The sequence below is a fragment of the Paenibacillus alkalitolerans genome, from assembly GCF_016482785.1.
GTDB lineage: Bacteria > Bacillota > Bacilli > Paenibacillales > YIM-B00363 > Paenibacillus_AE > Paenibacillus_AE alkalitolerans.
On sequence record NZ_JAEMXM010000008.1, the window covers coordinates 104,802 to 123,405 of the forward strand.

Genomic DNA, 18,604 nt, shown 5'->3' on the forward strand with positions numbered 1-18,604 from the left:
TTACGGGCAGTGGCTGTCATTTTACTCTCTATTTTTCTTATTCAGATCGTTTATGTCACCGCTTTTACTTTAAGAATGATATTGACGTTGAAGGGCCAAAAGTACATAGCCGCCGCGATAAGCACGATTGAGATAACGGTTTATGTGCTTGGATTAAATTTGGTGCTGCAATATTTGAATCAATTTATCAGCCTGGCGGTGTACGCACTCGGTTACGCTTTAGGGATTTTGATCGGGTCGTGGATTGAGGAAAAAATCGCTCTCGGTTACGTTACTGTCAAAGTCATCAGCAACGAATCGGGCGGACAGATCGCACAGTCGTTGCGCGACAAGGGGTATGGCGTTACCTCTTGGATCGGATTCGGACGCGACGGGGAGCGCGTGGTGATGGAAATACTCGCCAAGCGAAAAAATCACAATAAGCTTTACAATTCGATTCTTGCGTTGGATCCCAAGGCATTCGTAATTACTATTGAGCCTAGACAGTTCCATGGGGGATTTTGGACAAAAGTCATAAAAAGGTAAAAGGTCAGCCGGCGGCGGCTGTCCTTTCGCAATTGTACAAAATATTTAATTATTCGTTCATAGTTTGATCATATCTTTTCAATAAAATAGTACTAGTTACCTGCGAGAGCTCAGAAACTATGATTTCGTAACACGGGGTAATATTTTTTTTCGAATATCGTGTATTACCTAATAATACTTCGTTCGGGAGGAAGCGCGATGACACTTCATTTTTTTGTCGGGAACGATAACGGAAACAGCGAGCACGATATTATCATTGACGGAAAGCTCATCCGTCAGCCGAATGTGAATTGTATGGTCGACAAGCTGCCGTGGAGCGATGAGCAATCTGCGGAAAGCTTTATAAGGAACCTGCAGGACCAGTTAATCGTCACGATCGACTCTCCTGCGGCAAGACCGGGCATGTATTATATAGGCAAGTTTGCTCTGGATAGCGGCGAAATTCTCGACAGTATGCAAGTCGGTCTGGACGTGAAATGCGACGTAGACTTGCCGATTGTCAACACGTTGGCGCAAATTGCCGCCGCGGCCGTGCAAAGAATTTACGAAGAAGAGAAGAAGATTGTCGAACATATCGAGGTTCAAGTCGATATGGCAACCGCTCTGCCAATTACCCAATACGGCGACGAGTCTTCCGCCAAGTTCGAGAAGAAGTTTGTGGATGGCCCCCATCATGTGACGGTTCATCTTGGGAAACAACGGGTAACGGTAAAGGTGCAGTTTCTGTTCACCAAAGCGATACCGGAAGCTACCCCGGTAATATTCGCACTCCAGAAGGATTCCGAAGGCAAGTGGAGGGAAGGGGATATACTGCGTGAGTTCGTTGAAACATACGGACTGAAGGGGAATGTAAACGGGGGTTATTTTAAAGACAAGCGCATTCTACATACCGATATTGGAGACGGGTCGACGGAATATCCGATTACGGAAGGAAATAAGTTTCTGCGGCAGTTTGTGCACGGCAGCCATCACGGAGCCGGGCATGCAATAGAAGAGGCGTTAGGCGATTTCAATCGGCTCATTCACTTGCCGGATAGTCCGAGACAATTTTTCAGCGACGTGATCAAGAATCCGAATCACAAGTATTACTCTAAAGCGATAAAGACGCTCACACGCCCGCTGGAGGGACAAGCAAAGCAAATTCTTCAAAATATCCGCAAGCAGCTGACAAAAGCAAGAAATGAAATCGATGTGATTTGCGTGTACGGAGGAGGAAGTATACTAATGCGTCCGATCCTGTATCCGATGCTTAAACAATTGTGCGATGAACGTGAAATTAAGCTTCTTTACATCCCTGCCGAATACTCGATTACGATGAATGCCGAAGGACTTGATGCATTTGTCCGCGGGAAAATCTACGAAACTTTAAAAAATAAAGCTCTGCAAAGCGCATAATGGAGGTAAATCGTGAAAAAATGGAAGAAGCCAGGTGAAAATATTAGTCTGAAAACGAAAAAGAACGAATCAGCGGCGGTTATGGAATGGTTGAACAGTCAAACGAATTTAATGGACTCCATCCGTTATTTGATTGAGAACGAAATACGCATGAATGGGGTGCGCAATTTGCAGCTGACGATACCCGCCGAAAGACCGTCTTTCGTCTCCTCTCCGCTACCGCCGTTTAATAATGAAGTTGCGTCAGCTTTGGAGCAGCCGAGAGTTTTTGCCGGTCATCAGCCGAATGTTGCGGATGCGGTAAGGCGTGACGATGAAATCGACGATGCGGATATTGAATCTTGGATGTAGGCGAATCGGGCGGCTCTGGGTATTACCGGGTATTGCTAAGTATTGCTGAGCGATACGAAGCGATTCCGGGCAATGCCGGGTGACGCCTGGCAGTACGACCGTGCGTCAAAAGCAGCAGTTGTAGAGCAGTTACACGTCGCAAAACGAGTGTTGGTTCTGTTGTGGCGTGCTGCGGATGGTTAATAAGAGACTGTCGATGGGGAGTGTCGCAAAGGTTTCATGACGACCGTTTATGTACATTCCGTTGCCAAAGCGATATGTCGACGGAGTCGTGCGGCAGTCGGATAACTTCTATGGAAATAGATTGTATACAAATGGTCGTCGGATTGCCATAATTGTAGCGAATTCCGACGACCGGGATCTATTATGGCAATACTCTGTTCATAAACGGTTGTTTAGACGACACATTACGCACACACTATTGCCATAGTCGCAGAAGTACGAAAAAATATACCCGATAGACATACATAGCAACGACCGTTTGCGTACATTCCGTTGCCATAATGATCATTCGCTGGACAAATGTACGACACGATTGAAAAATAAGTTTCGTGAAGATCACCTATTCGGACAATTTCGGAGCGGGACCCCGTTTGCAGCTGTGCCATATCATACTGTTGGCGGTGTGATGGTCTTTGCCGTCTAGCCTTTCTTCGCGGCAGCAGCCTCTTCCGTTCTCGGCTTAGTCGGATCGCACGGCGGAGCTTTCACTTTCGTCGTCTCCGACAGTTTCATTAAATAGTAACATTCCTCGCGGGCCATATGGTCAGCCATTAACGGAGTGAGCACTCCCAATACCTCTTTATCCAGCTTCATCTCCTCCAATTCGTTCAAGAACTTCATGAACATGAGCATTTCAAGCTCGATGTCCCGATGAAACTTCGCCAACGCGGGGAAATGTGTAATATTTGTTCGCAAGTAACCCGCCAACTCGACTGCTTTCAGATAAAACTCTTCCCACTCTTTGGCATATTGATGGCTGAGCTGTTTCAAGTTCTTTTCCGTTAAATCAAGCCGGTCGTTGATCGCCCCGGCGTGGCCCACGGCATCCAAAAGCCACACAAGGTCATGGTGCAGCGGGTGAACAACCGGAGGTTTTTGCCCTTGGGAAAGCGGGGTCAGCACTCTGAGCGCTTCTTCCGTCTCGTTCACCATGTGATTGAGGAAAGTGGGCGGGAGAGAAGTCTTTATACTCCCGACCAGATGTTCACTTAGAAGCGACAGCTTAAACGCGCGGACTTGATCGCTTGCAGCTCTTGCTTCCTGCAATAACGTCATAAGCTGCCGGTCGTCCAGGGGCTGTCTGGATCGGTAAAGCAATTGATCGAACAGTTGGATAAAAGCTTTCGCTGCCGCAATTCGGTTCACTTCTTCCGCTGCCAACGAATCGTGTATGAAACGGCTGTGGTCACCCAATATTTGCATCCAAAAACGCAACTCAAACAACGCTTCTTCTTGAAAGTTCATCCGTCTAATTACCTCCAAGTGAATTAATGACTTCTTCAGTGTATGACATAGGCGAATACCTGGTGCGTTACTCGAAGATAAAGTACATAACGTTTCAATGAAAATGGAAAATTAATAAAGAAAGTACAACCATAGAAGGAGTGATCATTCACTTGAAACGATATTCCCTGTTGCTCGCGGTGCTTTTGCTGCTCGGAAGCTTCCTTATAGACAATGCGGCAACGGCCCGGGCGGAGGCGCCGTACAGCTTCGGTTTCAAGAAGAGCAAGGAAGGCAAGCTCCCTTCGATTAACCAGGAAGGATTTAGAGACATAGTTGAAAAGCACGGAGCGATCTTCCTGGGCGATACGACGAAGAAAGAATTGTACCTTACATTCGATAACGGATACGAAAACGGGCACACCAGCGCAATCTTGGACGTCTTGAAAAGCAAGAAGGTGCCGGCCGTCTTCTTCGTAACCGGACATTACGTGAAGGATCAACCGGAGCTGCTAAAGCGAATGGTCGCCGAAGGGCACTTGATCGGCAATCACACGTGGTCCCATCCGGACATGACGCGCTTATCCAACACAAAAATAAAGGAGGAATTGGATAAGGTAAAAATTGAAGTGGCCAATGTCACCGGGCAGCATGGGATGGCGTACATGCGGCCGCCGAGAGGGCTGTTCAACGATCGTACTCTGTATGTGAGCAAAGAGCTCGGGTACACGAACGTATTTTGGTCGCTCGCTTATGCCGATTGGAACACCAAGAAGCAGAAAGGCTGGCGGTACGCATACGATAAAGTGATGCCGCAGCTGCATCCCGGAGCCGTAATATTGCTGCATGCCGTATCCAAAGACAACGCGGACGCGATGGCCGCCATCATTGACGGCGCAAGAGAGCAAGGCTACGAGTTTAAACGGTTGGATGAGCTTCAGGTGAGGAGCTATTAAACCGATAGAAAACAGGGCGCCGGCACGGTGTCCTGTTTTTGTGCAAATATAAGAAAGTATAAGTTTCACATCTATACTTGGCTTATATATCAACGGTAAACGGCGCCGACCTCGAAGAGGACGGCGAAGCCGTTTATCCTTGGCGAAATTTTCAGAAAGCATCGTTTTGTGGTACCATTATGGGAAAAGCGGACAGACTGGGTATATCGAGCACACGCGAAGAAGGAAGGAAATTGCCGATGGAACACGACAATAAAACAACGACGGTTACTAACCCGGAGAGCGGAACGACAACCTCGAACTTTATTAAATCCATTGTAGTCGACGATTTGAAAGCCGGACGCGTGAAGGAGATCGTCACCCGGTTTCCGCCCGAGCCCAACGGTTATTTGCACATCGGCCACGCAAGAGCGATCTTCATCAATTTCGAGATCGCGGATGAATTCAAAGGCCGCACGAATCTGCGCTTCGACGACACGAATCCGGTGAAGGAAGACCCGGAGTTTGTCGAGGCGATCAAAGAGGACGTCAAGTGGCTCGGGTACGAATGGGACGGCCTATTCTTCGCATCCGATTATTTCGAAGAGATGTATAACCGCGCATTGCTGCTTATCCGCAAAGGATTAGCCTATGTTGACGACCAGTCGGCTGACCGCATTCGGGAAACGCGAGGAACGTTGAGTCAGCCGGGCATCGATAGCCCATACCGCAACCGTACGGTTGAGGAAAACTTGGACTTGTTCGAACGTATGCGCAAAGGCGAGTTCAAGAACGGGGAGAAAGTGCTCCGCGCGAAAATCGATATGGCTTCTCCGAATATAAATATGCGGGACCCGGTGCTGTACCGGATCTCTCACGCAACGCATCACAATACCGGGGACGAATGGTGCATCTACCCGATGTACGCATACGCACATCCGCTTGAAGACGCGATCGAAGGCGTCACCCACTCGTTGTGTTCGATGGAATTCGCGGACCAACGCCCGTTCTACGATTGGGTCATACGCGAATGCGAGATGGAGCATGTATCGCGCCAATATGAGTTCGGGAAGCTGTTCATCACCAATTCGATCAGCGGCAAGCGCCATATCAAGAAGTTGGTAGAAGAAGGCGTGCTGGACGGCTGGGACGACCCTCGCGTCATGACGATCAGCGGACTTCGCCGCCGCGGATATACGCCGGAAGCGATTCGGGAGTTTATTCGGGCTACCGGCATTTCCAGGGGGAACGGCACGGTCGATGCGCGGATGCTGGAACATTTTATTAGAGAAGATTTGAAGTTGAAGGCGCCCCGGACGATGGCCGTGCTCGATCCGTTGAAGGTGGTTATTACGAATTACCCGGAAGATCAGACGGAGTTGCTGGATGCGGAAGTGAATCCGGAAAATCCGGAGATGGGCGTGCGGCAAATTCCGTTCTCCCGCGAAATCTACATCGAACGGGACGACTTCATGGAGAACCCGCCTCCGAAATATCACCGCTTGTTCCCGGGCAACGAGGTTCGCTTGAAGCACGCGTACTTCATCAAGTGCGAGGAAGTTGTGAAGGATGCCGACGGACATGTGGTAGAGCTGCGGTGCACGTACGATCCGGAGACGAAGAGCGGAACCGGATTTACGGGCCGGAAGGTGAAAGGCACCATCCATTGGGTCGATGCGAAGAACGGCGTGCCGGCGGAATTTCGTCTGTATGAGCCGTTGGTGCTTGATGAAGAAGGCGCTGAAAATGTTGACGAGGAACCGGCGGATGCGCTGGAAAGCGAAAGTGCGGTAACGGACAAGGGAGACAAGCTGCGAATCAATCCGAATTCGCTGCAAGTCGTGCACGGGTATGTCGAGCCGAACATGAAGGATGTCGCCGCGCAGGAGAAGTTCCAATTTTTCCGTCATGGCTACTTCAACGTCGATCCGAAAGACTCGCAGCCGGGCCGGCCGGTGTTCAACCGGATCGTGTCGCTGAAGAGCTCGTTCGAGATTTGATCGCTAGGGATGGACACCCCGCTTTTGGCTTTGGCGGGGTGTTTTTTTAAGCTTAGGTAATTATCATCGTTGCGCTTGTTCCAGAGTGAAACACCGTGGTTCACGGATGAACTACGTAGTGCCGAAGTGAAACAGGAGGCGATTGAACGGTTGCGCTTGTTCCAGAGTGACACAACGTGGTTCACGGATGAACTACGTAGTGCCGAAGTGAAACAGGAGGCGATTGAACGGTTGCGCTTGTTCCAGAGTGAAACAACGTGGTTCACGGATGAACTACGTAGTGCCGAAGTGAAACAAGAGGCGATTGAACGGTAGCGCTTGTTCCAGAGTGAAACACTGTGGTTCACGGATGAACTACGTAGTGCCGAAGTAAAACAGGAGGCGATTGAACGGTTGCGCTTGTTCCAGAGTGAAACAATGTGGTTCACGGATGAACTACGAAGTGCCGAAGTGAAACAAGGGCCGTTAGTGCGGTGCGCCTGCTTCCCGGAGCGATGCCGTTCACGCATTATTTTCCATTTTTTCAACGTATCTGATCAGACTATCGGCATACACTTCGGCAAAAACAGATTTAGTTTTTATTTTCGTCCAACTGCCTTGATCCGTTCTAGTGTAATAACCTTCAGAATTAATGACCGCGATTGGACCAAAATGGGTGCCTTGGTATTCGATCAAATAAAATTGATTATTCGAAAAGCAGATGTCGACGGATAAGAAAGGTACATCCAACATATTAAAAACTTGCTCGGCAAAATCCAACAAACCCTCGGGCGGTTGGACAAGAAAATCAAACTTCCCGCTGCCGCTCGCCCTGAAGTCGTTATGCCGAACTTTGCGCCGAAACAAATAATATTTGTCATAACAAATTACGACTTTCCAATCTTCTTGAAGACCGTGTACGAATTCCTGCAGCACGTATCTGCCGAAGTAATCGCATTCCCTGTCGTAATGGATATATTTTTTCTTTAAGATATGTTGATCCAAATATTTATCCAGGAAATAAAGCAGTTTGTTGACCGGGCTGTTCATCGATTTTATTTGTTTTATCAAATCTTGCTCCGTGTCGGCTTTCGACACATACGAGCTCATCGCGCCGTTCACTTTTTTAATTACGACGGGATAAGTAATTTTATCGCGATGTTTATAGATATCTTTCAAAGTAGCAAGGTACACGCACGATAAAGAGCGTATACCGAGTTCCTTTTTAAGTAATTCTTGAAACCCCTTGTTCTCATGGGCCCTGAAGATGTCATAGCGGGGGAGAAGCACGTTATTCTTTGAAAGCTGGTACAAGCAATCGTCGATATAGGCTTTATATTCCGGTTTCTGGGAACTGGAGTATACAATATAGTTATTTTTAATTTGCACGTTTCCGTTTATTAAATCATCATAACTGTACTCGTTCACAGAGAAATTTTTATTCTCAAATGCTCTTCTTATTGTAGGGATGTCAATTCCGCAAGCGGGATAGAAATCTTCCCGAATATAGCCGGCATAATCGTATATGATGGTGACTTCGCGCAATATGCATTCCTCCTACTATGCGGATAAGGGCAAGGAAACCCGAAACTCAATACAATGTTCTTCAGGTGTTACCACGGAGATATCACCTCTGTAACTTCATTACTTTTTCCTTAACAATCGTTAAGCCAATCCCTATATAGTATACAGTATCAGGATCGTCACAAAAGTATATACTACCATACGTAAGCCTAGGTCCTGTAACTCAAGCTGCAGAATTGAGTTGATTCGTTCCATGTCCGTTGTAACACCTATTACATAGGGACAAATAATATTGGTGGATCGGACGCTTGCGGCATTCTTCCACCAAAGGTAAAAGGTGCCGTCCTTGTAACTGTCGGCACCTCGACGCAACCTTTTCAATAGATCAGCAATTGTGCGGGAAATAAGTTTACATGATCCTTGGGCATTTTTACTTTGGCTAACAGCTTATACGCTTCTTTCTGGTATTGTACATCATCCCTTCCACCTTGCTCATTGAAGAAATTAATCACGTCACATATCATTTCGGTACAGTCTTCATTATTCAGTTCAAAGCGTGATTCCGATAAAATCAGCTTAGCAATACTGATGTTTCGCGGATTCCAACTTTCTTCGATAATCTCTTTACATATCAATTCAGCTTCGCCATTTCTGCCAGTCAAGTTATGCAGTTTCGCCAAACGGAGTCGACAAATCTCACCAAAATATGGTTGATTTGTTTCTAGTGCAATTTCTATGGACCTGTTCTGATGCTTAAAAGCCAAATCATATTTGCCCATATCAGCATACAAGTTACCGATGTTATTGTTAAATATCAATTCACCGCTGGTACTATACTTAAAATAGTTTTGGGTCTGCTTGTATTCTTGTTCCGCTTCCGTATATTTCCCAATTGCATGAAAGCACCTGCCTAATAGGTTATGCGAGCGAAATCTAAAGACAGGGGATAACCTTTTACGATTTTTGACGGCTTGAAGAATTTGTATAGCGGTATGATACTCCCCAATCCCATACTTATAGGCGGATAAAGTCAGGTTTATAGATATGGTTAACTCAGTTGGAATACTGTGCAGGGTTGCTAATGAATAGGCTTCCTCGATAAATTCGGATGCTTTATCAAGATCGATATTTACATACATGAAAGCAAGCCTATTTAAACCCGACGCCAGCATTGAAACATCATTAAGCCCCCTTGCTAACTCAATAAATTTTTTGTATTCTTTTTCCGCTTCTTCGAAGTTTTGCTTTACATCCTCAACGAAGGCACGAAGCGAGTGCATATGGGCCCGGAATATTGTTATCATCTCAAACCTGATTTCCTGCATGTTTTGAATCCATTTCTGGATGGTTTGAAAGTCTCTTTCCTTCTCGTATTTCTCATTCAAAAACTCAATGATAATCCCTAAGGCTTTTTGTTCTTTGTCCTCTCTGCATAGCTCTTCCAAAAAAACAGGAATCGGAACCATAAGCCTGTCCAGTAATTTTTCAACGATGGTAATATGGGGGAAATAGTCTTCAGTTTCAATCCGTGAAATCATGCTCCTTGTACAAATTCCATCGGAAAGTTCTTTCTGCAGCAAATTGATGCTTTCACGTCCCGTACGAACGAACTGCCCAAAGTTATTCAGGATCATTGAGATCACTTCCATTATCAGCACCTATAATCCATAGGTTGCTGCAGTATGATTTCGTGATCCAGTCCAGATTTAAGTAAATCTCAGAAGGGATGCTCTGATTTTTAACTCCTGTCATGGACCGTATCTTTAATCCGACGTCCACCAATAATTTATGCAACTCGACCGGCATTAACATATTGTAATTGGTCTGTTCACCACGCAGCCTTTTAAATGCTTCTTCATGAGGTAAACTTCTAGGACCAAGGCAAGCAATCACGATCCCACCTCCAGGTCTAGTTACTCTAACCATTTCAGTGATGAGCTTGAAAGGATTTTGTACCCATTCCACAACTGTACAACAAAAGACGTAATCAAATTCTCCATTATTGAAGGGAATAGGATTACAGTCCGTCAAATAAGCTTCCAAACCTTTTTCTCTTGCACTTGCAATCATTTTCGGAGAGATATCGATACCTACAGCCTTATATCCCATCTCATTTAACCGCTTTATACTAATCCCTGGGCCACACCCGACATCAAGCACCCGATTTCCTGAACCTGTTTGGGTAAACTTGGAAAAATACTTTAATAAGAGGCCTCTACTTCCCCGATCCCATAATTCTTCCTTAGAAAAAAAATTACTGAATTCGTCCCACCAAGCTCCGCTATAAACATCATTCATCATAATAAGTTCCCTCACTTTAGCACCAAACGTTGTAAATTCCTGATAAACCGAATTACAACCTTTTATCATGTCACAAAATTATTTATGATGTTACAAAATTTAGGGGATGACGACGATCGTAACATCGAATAATTTGGAATCAAGGACAAGTTATTGGATTAACCGGTACATAATAAAATCGTTACTTAATTATTTATTGTAGAGGAGGTTAGTTAAATGTTTTTTTGACTACGGCATTAATTTCATCGTTAGACAGACTTTTAATATTAATTTGAAGGCTCCGCGTTAACCGTTGTGTATTCGCCGTCTGCCTTTCGGATTAAAATACTCGCCTTTCAGTACAAAAGTATTAATATGATCGCGCGTTTATTTTATCATTGACAATAGAAAATGCGCTATAGAAAGCATCAATATTTGAGCATAGCAGCAATATTTTATGTGAAACATATTGAGGTGATATAGATGATGGATTCGGTTGCCGCTGAGTTGGCAGAAACAGACGGAAGGTTTTGGGTGGAAGCGAGGGATGTAGCACCGGAAATCTTGAGAGACTGGAAGAAGGAATATAAAGGAGGGGCTGTAGTATATAGACAAGCTCAAGCAAGAAAGATGGACAAAATCAATCAGTTGATATTCATTGTTCGCGGTGAAGTGTCTCGTTTGCGAAAACATTTTTCATCCAAGGTTGCTGTACTCCTGATCGACATAGATGGGGTCATCGTAGATTCGATATCCGGTAAAGAACAGCAATGGAAAGACGGGATTCAATTCGGAATAGGCGCTTCCCTTGCAATGAAAGACGCCGGCTTTAACGCGGCAGCCGCTTCGATAAAATTGGGCGAAGTTGTCGCGGTGTCAGGTTCGGAGCACCAACATCCGCTGTTGAAGAGACGAAGTTCGATCTGTTCGCCGATTCGATTGCGCGGGAATATCATTGGATATTTGGATCTCTGTTTCGGAGCGGGTGAAAACGTCATGTTTCCGGCGCTGCTGCTATATCAGATTATTTCGAATGCAGAAGCAAAAATAGCGTCCATCCCGAAAATCCCGGCACCTGAGGAAGGATTCCAATTTCTCGATAACTACGGCCTAACCGCCCGAGAAAAGGAGGTCGGTATCCGTTGGTTACGGAACGAATCGGTCGTAAAAATCGCCGCCGATTTGTTTATAACTGAAGGGACCGTTCGCAATATGATTAAGAAGGTGTACGCTAAGACAAAAGTACACAGTAAAGGGGAGTTTATGACGAAATTTTTAGTTTGAGGAATAGACAAGAAATATCATAGAGAATAGACCTTATAATTTTCGATTGTTTTCTTTGGAATATATATAAAAACTTATGATAACTGCCAGTATTACTCCAAGCAGACTTACTACAGTTAATACCGATCCGAACCGATCGTTTCCAAAATCAATCCCATATGGAAGTACTGCATCCACATTGACAAAAAAGTAAAAAATCAAGAATACCAGTAACATCGGCCGAACCATTTTTTTATTTAAAACAACATAAGCGTAGGTTAAATACGAAAAAAGCAAAATCAATCCAATGAAAAGACCTTTGTCTGCATTCGGGTGAAATATCGAGGTAATCCCTAGAACAAAGCCGATGCCTAACACATAATTAAACTTACTTTGCAATATTTTTCGAGACATATTCATCCCTCACCACTGGAATATGTAGTTATAACTTTTTCAAGGGGACTCAGTTAATTTTTTCACTATTGTTTATGCAATAATGATACGGTTAGATACAAGTGACGATACCTCACCGCTTAATAAATAAACGTCGAATTATCTACAAGAAAGGCCTGAAGGAGCATTTCGGATTAAGTATTGCCGTTCACTTCCGATGATGGAAGAGGTGCGGCATTTTTCATTCTCAATGATGATAAGGATCCGAGCGGATCGGGCGCGGCCACTCCAAAGAAGTGTATACATTATACTCATTCTTGAGTTCATTGGAAACAATGATAAAATATGTAGAAGCTCAAATGGTAAAAGGGGATTCGAAATGGTAACGGACATAGCTATTCAGCAATTAGTGGAACAACAAACACATCATGAAAATCTGCAATTAATCGACGTGCGTTCACCTTCGGAGTTTTTGGAGGGAAGCATCCCCGGAAGTATCAATATTCCGATATTTGATGATGAAGAAAGAAAAGTAATTGGGACTATATATAAGCAGGTTGGGATAAAAGAAGCTAAAGAGAAAGGCTTGGAAATCGTATCCGCAAAACTTCCTGCATTCGTTAAACAATTCCAAGCGATAGAGAAGGACAAAGTGGTGTTCTGCTGGCGCGGAGGGATGAGGAGTTTAGCCACTGCAACATTTCTAGATCTTATGAATGTTAAGTCAAAACGATTGTCAGGGGGTTACCGCTCATATCGTCAATGGGTTGTCAATGAACTCGACAATTTCGTTATAACGCAGAAATGCTTAGTTATTAACGGTCTAACAGGATCCGGGAAAACCAAAATATTACAGATGTTGGCTGAACAAGGTGAGCCGGTAATCGATTTAGAGGGCATGGCCCGGCATCGCGGATCGGTATTCGGACGAATCGGGCTCGAAGCAAACAATCAAAAAACATTCGATTCACTTTTAATACACGAGCTGATTAAACATAAAAACCACCCTTATTTTATAATGGAAGCTGAGAGTAAACGGATAGGAAAGATCACCGTTCCTGAATTTCTGCTTTCTTCCAAGAAGAAAGGTCTGCATATTTTTTTAGACATGCCGCGTGAAGAACGTGTACGAAATATTATTAATGATTATAATCCCCAACAGTATCAAGAACAGTTTATTGAAGCCTTCCAAAAAATTAAAAGACACATCCATACACCGATCGCTAAAGATATTGAGGAACACTTAAGAACCGGAACATTTGAGCAGGCTTTCCGATTGCTTTTGGAGTATTACTACGACCCAAAATATGAGCATTCGTTAAAGGAGTATGAGTCTGAACCAATTATTTTGAAAGTGAAAAATATCGGCGAAGCGTTAAATGATTTGAAACAGATAATTGATAGATATAAAACATAAAAGCAGATGGATTGGAGATCATTTGGAAAGCTTCTGGATGCCTAAGGGACTCGCGGGTACTTAAGATAAAAAAATGCTATCGAGGGACAAGGTTTGAGCATTATTCATAAGTTGCGGCCGCTTTTTAGTACACAAAATTCCGTTAAGTCTTGTTGTCAGCCAATCAAGAAAAAACTTAAGTACATGAAATTCCGTAAATCATTATCCTCAAATTATATCCTCTCGTCGAGGTCGCGGTTACTTAATACCGTATCGTTACCTTATCTTTGTCGATGGCGATCGGCTTGCCGATCAGCTTGGCGAAGGCTCCCGCCTCAATATACGTTACGCCGCCGGTGAGGGCTGTGCCTTGTCCTTTAGGCACGGCAATTTCCTTGCCGCCAAGGTTGAAGGACGTAACACCGTTCGCCCAACTCACTGCGGAACCGAGTGCTTCGACCGTGAAACGCAACGGGATATACACTTTGCCGTTAAGAGTGATGAGCACAGGTGAATCGGCTAATTTCGTTCCGTTGAGAATTGCCGCGCCTTGCCCCTGGGAATACGTCAATTCCTGCTTCCGGTTCGGAACCAAAGCTTGAACGGCCGCATTGACGAACAATTGAGGGTAGGACAAGCGGATATCCGGCTGAATTCCTTTATGGTCGATGATCGAGCCGTCGGGCAGCTCCCATTGTTCGATTGAAACTTTGATGAAGGCGCCGTTGGGCATCTTCACTGTAGTTTGCATCGTGCCTTTGCCGAATGAAGTGGTTCCTATCAAGAGAGCTCTATTGTTTTTGCGGAGCGAGCCCGCCAATATTTCCGATGCGCTGGCCGAGTTCTCGTCGATGAGGACGGCAAGCGGAATATCCGTTCCTTGCGCATCGGCGGCGACCGGTTGGTCGTTGCCCGACTTATCGTGAAATACGACAATATCCCCTTTCTTTAAGAAGAAATCCGCGATCTCAATCGCACTGTCGACATAACCGCCGCCGTTTCCTCTTAAGTCAAGAATCAGTGCTTTGGCATTCGAAAGAATCGCTTCATCGTACGCTTTCTGAAATTCTTCCGCTGTTTTTTCACCGAAAGAATAGATGGATATCATGTGAACGTTGTTGCCGGCGTCGGTTTGTTTCACAAGCGGAAGTTGAATGATTTGCCGCGTCGGTTGAATGACGATATTCTTACCGTCACGCACCACATGCAGCGTTACGACCGTTCCTTCTTTACCGCGGATAAGCCGGTTGAGCTCCTGCACTTTGCCCGGTGTCGGCAAAGTTTCGTCCACCTTTACGATGAGATCGCCGACGGCAAGTCCCGCTTTCTCGGCCGGCGTATTAGGGAAAACTTCCCTAACCTCCAAACCTTTGCGCTCTTCGTCCGCAACGGCCACAATGCCGATACCCGCATAATTTTGGTTAATCGAATTGATGAACGTCGAATAATCGTCCGGCGGCATATAATTGGTATGAGGATCGTTAAGCGATTCGATCATGCCTTGAATCGCGGCCTCAACCAGCTTCTCTTGGCCGGGCTTCGAATAGTGCTGCAATAAGTCTTCATATGCTTTCAGCAAAGTTTCTTTATTTTTATCCGTCTCTGACGTTTCCGCGGCGATATAATGCAGGGGTGCCAATAATAAGGCTGCGGCGAGTACGGAACCTGTTACGATGCGTCTCCAATTCATATACGCAAAAACCGCCTTCCTATAACATAAGAATTTATAAATATCAGGTCATGAAAAGGTGAATTCTTATGTTTCAAGAAAAACTTCCTCTAATCGCGGTCTGGCTTCCTAGAGTTACTACGAAGAAGTTTTTCTTATGATAAGTGCCCTGAATATAGCATAATTTCGATAGATTAGGAAGAATGCTTTTTCCGGAAAGATTTGATGTACAATTAATAAAAGAAGCTCTCCTGGAGGTGTGCCGCGAAATGGGGAAAACGAAACACGAAGGTCCGATGAAGCTGCCTTTTACTCCGAATCCGAAGCTGTGGGTGAGTCCCGTTCCGTTCGGCCTGGGAAAAGTGAAACCGAAGCATATCAGGGACACGTTGAAATCCGTATGGGAAAACCGCGATAACTTGCCGTATGCGATGCGGATATTGACGCAAGGCGTGTGCGACGGATGCGCGCTTGGAGTTGCGGGCCTTCGGGATCAAACGTTGACCGGTCCGCATCTGTGCACGACGCGTCTTAACGTACTGAGGCTGAACACGATGCCGGCCATTAAGCCGGACATTCTCCATTCGGACATAGCCGATTTGCGCAAATTATGCAGCACCGAGCTTCGCGGCCTCGGCCGCATTCCGTATCCGCTGCTGCGGCGCAGAGTCGACTCGCGGTTTTCGCGGATCGGATGGGACGAGGCGCTCGACCGAATCGCGACGAAAATTCGGGCCGTCGATCCGAAGCAGCTCGCGTTCTTCCTCACAGCGCGGGGCATTACGAACGAGACATATTATGCGGCAGGCAAAATGGCGCGGTTTATAGGCACAAACAACATAGACAACGCTTCAAGGATATGCCATTCGCCGAGCAAAACCGGCTTGAAACGGTCGCTCGGCATCGGGGCGTCGAGCTGCGGCTACCAAGATTGGATCGGCACGGACGTGCTTGTGTTTTGGGGGTCCGTCGCCGCCAACAACCAGCCGGTTTCCACGAAATATATGTACGCGGCGAAACGGAAAGGAACGAAGATCATTATGATCAATCCGTACCGCGAGCCTGCCATGGAACAATATTGGATCCCGTCCATTCCTGAAAGCGCTTTGTTCGGGACGAAGCTCGTCGACGACGCTTACCAGGTCAACATCGGCGGCGACATCGCGTTCATGAACGGCGTCATTAAGATTTGGTTCGAGATGGAGGCGGCGGCCGCGGGTTCGGCAGTGGACCGAGAATTCGTCGAAGCGCATACGAACGGATTTGAAGAGCTGAAGCGTCATATCGAAGCTCAGAGCTGGGAAGCTCTCGAGAGGTCGTCAGGAATTACGAAGGAGCGGATGCGCGAGTTTGCGGAACTGCTCGCGAAGGCGAAGAGCGCCGTCTTCGTATGGTCGATGGGCCTGACGCAGCACCGGTTCGGCACGGACAATGTGACGCAGGTCGCCAACCTGGCCATGCTGCGCGGCTTTATCGGCCGCAAGCATTGCGGAGTGATGCCGATCCGCGGCCATTCGGGGGTGCAGGGGTCGTCCGAGATGGGCGCCGATCCGTTCTCGCTGCCGGGGGGAGACTTCGACGACGCGGAAACGATCGAACGCATTGAATCGATATGGGGTTTCGACATTCCGAGGTGGCAGGGGGACATCGTCGGCGTTTCGCTGGAAAACGCGATGCTGCCGGACGCGCATGAGCGGAAGCTGAAGGTGCTGTACACATCCGGCGGCAATTTCTTGGAGACGATGCCTGACCCCGGATTTATGGAACAGTGCTTGGAAAATGTGGAGCTTCGCGTTCACCAGGACATCATGCTTAATACGTCCGCGCTCGTTGACGCGAAGGAGGACGTTATCGTACTGCCGGCGATGACGCGTTACGAGCAGCCGGGCGGGGGCACGTCGACGTCCACTGAGCGCATGGTGTATTTTTCTCCTGAAATTATGGGACCCCGGATCGGGGAAGCTCGCTGCGAATGGGAGATTTATACCGAGCTTGCGGCGCGGGTGAAGCCGGAGAAGAAGCAATTGATCTCGTTCGCGAGCGCGCAGCACGTCCGCGACGAGATCGCGCTCGCCAATCCGAATTACGACGGCATTCAGCACTTGAAGAACAAAGGCGACGTCTTTCAATGGGGCGGGGCGTGGCTGTGCGAGGACGGCGTATGTCCGACGAAAGACGGGCGGGGACGGTTGATTCCCGTTCAATTGCCTGAACTGAGGAAGCCGGAGGGCCGATTCTATCTGACGACGCGCAGAGGAAAACAGTTCAACTCGATGATTTACAGCGACACCGACCCGTTCAACGGCGCGGACCGCTGCGACGTGCTTATTCATGCCGAAGACGCTCGGGAGGCGGGCATTAAGGACGGCGAGGCCGTTGTGGTATATAACCGGTGCGGCACGTTCCACGGCCGGGCGAAGTACGCCGACACGCGGCGCGGCAATGTGCAGGTATATTGGCCGGAAGGTAATGTGCTCGTTCCGAAGGGCGTCTACGAACCGCATGCCGGCATCCCCGAATACAATACGGTCGTTGCGGTGGAGAAAGCGGAGACGTTCCACGCTTTCAAGGATACGAAGTACGTCGAGAAGCGCATCGAAGAGCTGGAGATGGACGTGAGCTGACATGGGCGATTTCGAATTCGACCGCGTTGCGGAACGGCGCGCGATTGTCCGGTATAACCGGGACGGAATAAGGGAAGAGGCCGACCGGGTGGCGGTGGAATATCCGTTAACGGTCGTCGTAGACGGCGAAGAGTTCGCTACGATGGTTTGCACTCCCGCGGAGCTTGAAGAGCTCGTCATCGGCTTTCTTGCATCCGAAGGATTGATCAGGCGCGCCGGAGAGATCGAAGCGATCCGAATCGACCGGCAGCGCGGCTTCGCTTACGTCGAGCTGTTGAATAAACAAGCGGCGGGTAAGGAGTTTTTCTCGAAGCGGTTCATAGGTTCCTGCTGCGGCAAGAGCAGGCAGTTTTATTTCCACAACGACATGAGGACGGCGAGGACGATCACCGCAAAGACGAAGCTTTCCGTCGGCCAATGCTTCACGTTGATGGACCGGCTGCGGGATATGTCGTCCGATTTCCGGCTGACGGGCGGCGTTCACAACGCGGCGCTGTGCACGGCGGATGATGTGCTTGTCATGCGCACCGATATCGGCAGGCATAACGCGTTGGACAAAATATTCGGTTACTGTCTTCAACGGCGAATTCCGATGCGTGACAAAGTGTTGGCGTTCAGCGGCCGTCTCTCCTCCGAAGTGCTGTTGAAAGCGGCGAAAATCGGGGTTGGGATCATTTTGACGAAATCTGCTCCTACAACGCTCGCGGTCGATTTGGCGGACGATCTAGGGATTACCGCCGTCGGGTTTATCCGTGACCGGTCCCTTAACGTCTATTCTCATCCGGAGCGAATCGTCGTAGAATGAAACTTATAAAGGAAGTCGA

At 47.2% G+C, this 18,604-nt stretch carries 15 protein-coding genes; 10 read left to right on the top strand and 5 right to left on the bottom strand.

Translation table 11 applies throughout. The features are described from left to right. The first annotated feature begins 9 nt into the window (after window positions 1–9). The 3 genes from JET16_RS14730 (at window position 10) to JET16_RS30150 (ending at window position 2,271) form a co-directional block, all read left to right on the top strand. The gene (locus JET16_RS14730; protein WP_199617032.1) at window positions 10–525 is read left to right on the top strand and encodes a DUF2179 domain-containing protein; all 516 of its coding nucleotides are present in this window, start codon (window positions 10–12) and stop codon (window positions 523–525) included. 198 nt (window positions 526–723) lie between these two features. Further along, entirely contained in the window at window positions 724–1,920 is a 1,197-nt protein-coding gene (locus JET16_RS14735) for a ParM/StbA family protein (protein ID WP_199617034.1), read from the top strand. A 12-nt stretch (window positions 1,921–1,932) separates the two neighbouring features. After that, a complete protein-coding gene (locus tag JET16_RS30150) occupies window positions 1,933–2,271 on the top strand; it encodes a hypothetical protein (RefSeq protein WP_325176696.1) in 339 nt (112 codons plus the stop codon). Between the two features lie 642 nt (window positions 2,272–2,913). Here JET16_RS30150 and JET16_RS14745 read toward each other — a convergent pair. Further along, entirely contained in the window at window positions 2,914–3,738 is an 825-nt protein-coding gene (locus JET16_RS14745; RefSeq protein WP_199617036.1) for a DUF2935 domain-containing protein, read from the bottom strand. A gap of 152 nt (window positions 3,739–3,890) precedes the next feature. Between JET16_RS14745 and pdaA the strand changes: the two genes are divergently transcribed. The 3 genes from pdaA to JET16_RS14760 all read left to right on the top strand — a co-directional run bounded on the left by pdaA (window position 3,891) and on the right by JET16_RS14760 (window position 6,967). Further along, on the top strand, window positions 3,891–4,673 hold the full coding sequence (gene pdaA / locus JET16_RS14750; RefSeq protein WP_199617038.1) for a delta-lactam-biosynthetic de-N-acetylase: 783 nt from the start codon (window positions 3,891–3,893) through the stop codon (window positions 4,671–4,673). Between the two features lie 239 nt (window positions 4,674–4,912). After that, a complete protein-coding gene (locus JET16_RS14755) occupies window positions 4,913–6,652 on the top strand; it encodes a glutamine--tRNA ligase/YqeY domain fusion protein (protein WP_199617040.1) in 1,740 nt (579 codons plus the stop codon). A gap of 69 nt (window positions 6,653–6,721) precedes the next feature. Continuing rightward, window positions 6,722–6,967 (top strand): hypothetical protein, encoded by a 246-nt coding sequence (locus tag JET16_RS14760; RefSeq protein WP_199617042.1) that lies wholly within the window; start codon window positions 6,722–6,724, stop codon window positions 6,965–6,967. Between the two features lie 186 nt (window positions 6,968–7,153). Here the strand turns inward: JET16_RS14760 and JET16_RS14765 are convergent, their stop codons facing one another. The 3 genes from JET16_RS14765 to JET16_RS14775 form a co-directional block, all read right to left on the bottom strand. Further along, on the bottom strand, window positions 7,154–8,176 hold the full coding sequence (locus JET16_RS14765) for an ATP-grasp domain-containing protein (protein ID WP_199617044.1): 1,023 nt from the start codon (window positions 8,174–8,176) through the stop codon (window positions 7,154–7,156). A gap of 356 nt (window positions 8,177–8,532) precedes the next feature. Further along, window positions 8,533–9,789 carry a helix-turn-helix transcriptional regulator gene (locus JET16_RS14770; RefSeq protein WP_199617046.1) on the bottom strand — a complete coding sequence of 419 codons (1,257 nt, stop codon included), beginning with the start codon at window positions 9,787–9,789 and terminating at the stop codon, window positions 8,533–8,535. After that, on the bottom strand, window positions 9,776–10,456 hold the full coding sequence (locus tag JET16_RS14775; protein ID WP_199617048.1) for a class I SAM-dependent methyltransferase: 681 nt from the start codon (window positions 10,454–10,456) through the stop codon (window positions 9,776–9,778). Before JET16_RS14775 ends, JET16_RS14770 begins: the two co-directional genes overlap by 14 nt. Before the next feature lie 462 nt (window positions 10,457–10,918). Here JET16_RS14775 and JET16_RS14780 point away from each other — a divergent pair, with 462 nt between their 5' ends. Next, a complete protein-coding gene (locus tag JET16_RS14780) occupies window positions 10,919–11,719 on the top strand; it encodes a helix-turn-helix transcriptional regulator (protein ID WP_199617049.1) in 801 nt (266 codons plus the stop codon). A 751-nt stretch (window positions 11,720–12,470) separates the two neighbouring features. Further along, window positions 12,471–13,508, top strand: coding sequence for a tRNA 2-selenouridine(34) synthase MnmH (mnmH, locus tag JET16_RS14785; RefSeq protein WP_199617051.1), 1,038 nt, complete (start codon window positions 12,471–12,473; stop codon window positions 13,506–13,508). 241 nt (window positions 13,509–13,749) lie between these two features. Here the strand turns inward: mnmH and JET16_RS14790 are convergent, their stop codons facing one another. Next, window positions 13,750–15,177, bottom strand: coding sequence for a S41 family peptidase (locus JET16_RS14790; protein WP_199617053.1), 1,428 nt, complete (start codon window positions 15,175–15,177; stop codon window positions 13,750–13,752). Between the two features lie 248 nt (window positions 15,178–15,425). Here JET16_RS14790 and JET16_RS14795 point away from each other — a divergent pair, with 248 nt between their 5' ends. Then, window positions 15,426–17,780, top strand: a complete 2,355-nt coding sequence (locus JET16_RS14795; protein ID WP_199617055.1) for an FdhF/YdeP family oxidoreductase — start codon at window positions 15,426–15,428, stop codon at window positions 17,778–17,780. Window position 17,781: 1 nt separating this feature from the next. Further along, window positions 17,782–18,585 (top strand): formate dehydrogenase accessory sulfurtransferase FdhD, encoded by an 804-nt coding sequence (fdhD, locus tag JET16_RS14800; RefSeq protein WP_199617057.1) that lies wholly within the window; start codon window positions 17,782–17,784, stop codon window positions 18,583–18,585. Window positions 18,586–18,604 lie beyond the last annotated feature (19 nt).

Coding starts and splice junctions, on each gene's coding strand:
- JET16_RS14735 (WP_199617034.1), top strand. CDS start 724: ATGACACTTCATTTTTTTGTCGGGAACGATAACGGAAACAGCGAGCAC.
- fdhD (WP_199617057.1), top strand. CDS start 17,782: ATGGGCGATTTCGAATTCGACCGCGTTGCGGAACGGCGCGCGATTGTC.
- JET16_RS14775 (WP_199617048.1), bottom strand. CDS start 10,456: ATGATGAATGATGTTTATAGCGGAGCTTGGTGGGACGAATTCAGTAAT.
- JET16_RS14795 (WP_199617055.1), top strand. CDS start 15,426: ATGGGGAAAACGAAACACGAAGGTCCGATGAAGCTGCCTTTTACTCCG.
- JET16_RS14790 (WP_199617053.1), bottom strand. CDS start 15,177: ATGAATTGGAGACGCATCGTAACAGGTTCCGTACTCGCCGCAGCCTTA.
- JET16_RS14780 (WP_199617049.1), top strand. CDS start 10,919: ATGATGGATTCGGTTGCCGCTGAGTTGGCAGAAACAGACGGAAGGTTT.
- JET16_RS14745 (WP_199617036.1), bottom strand. CDS start 3,738: ATGAACTTTCAAGAAGAAGCGTTGTTTGAGTTGCGTTTTTGGATGCAA.
- JET16_RS14755 (WP_199617040.1), top strand. CDS start 4,913: ATGGAACACGACAATAAAACAACGACGGTTACTAACCCGGAGAGCGGA.
- mnmH (WP_199617051.1), top strand. CDS start 12,471: ATGGTAACGGACATAGCTATTCAGCAATTAGTGGAACAACAAACACAT.
- JET16_RS14770 (WP_199617046.1), bottom strand. CDS start 9,789: ATGATCCTGAATAACTTTGGGCAGTTCGTTCGTACGGGACGTGAAAGC.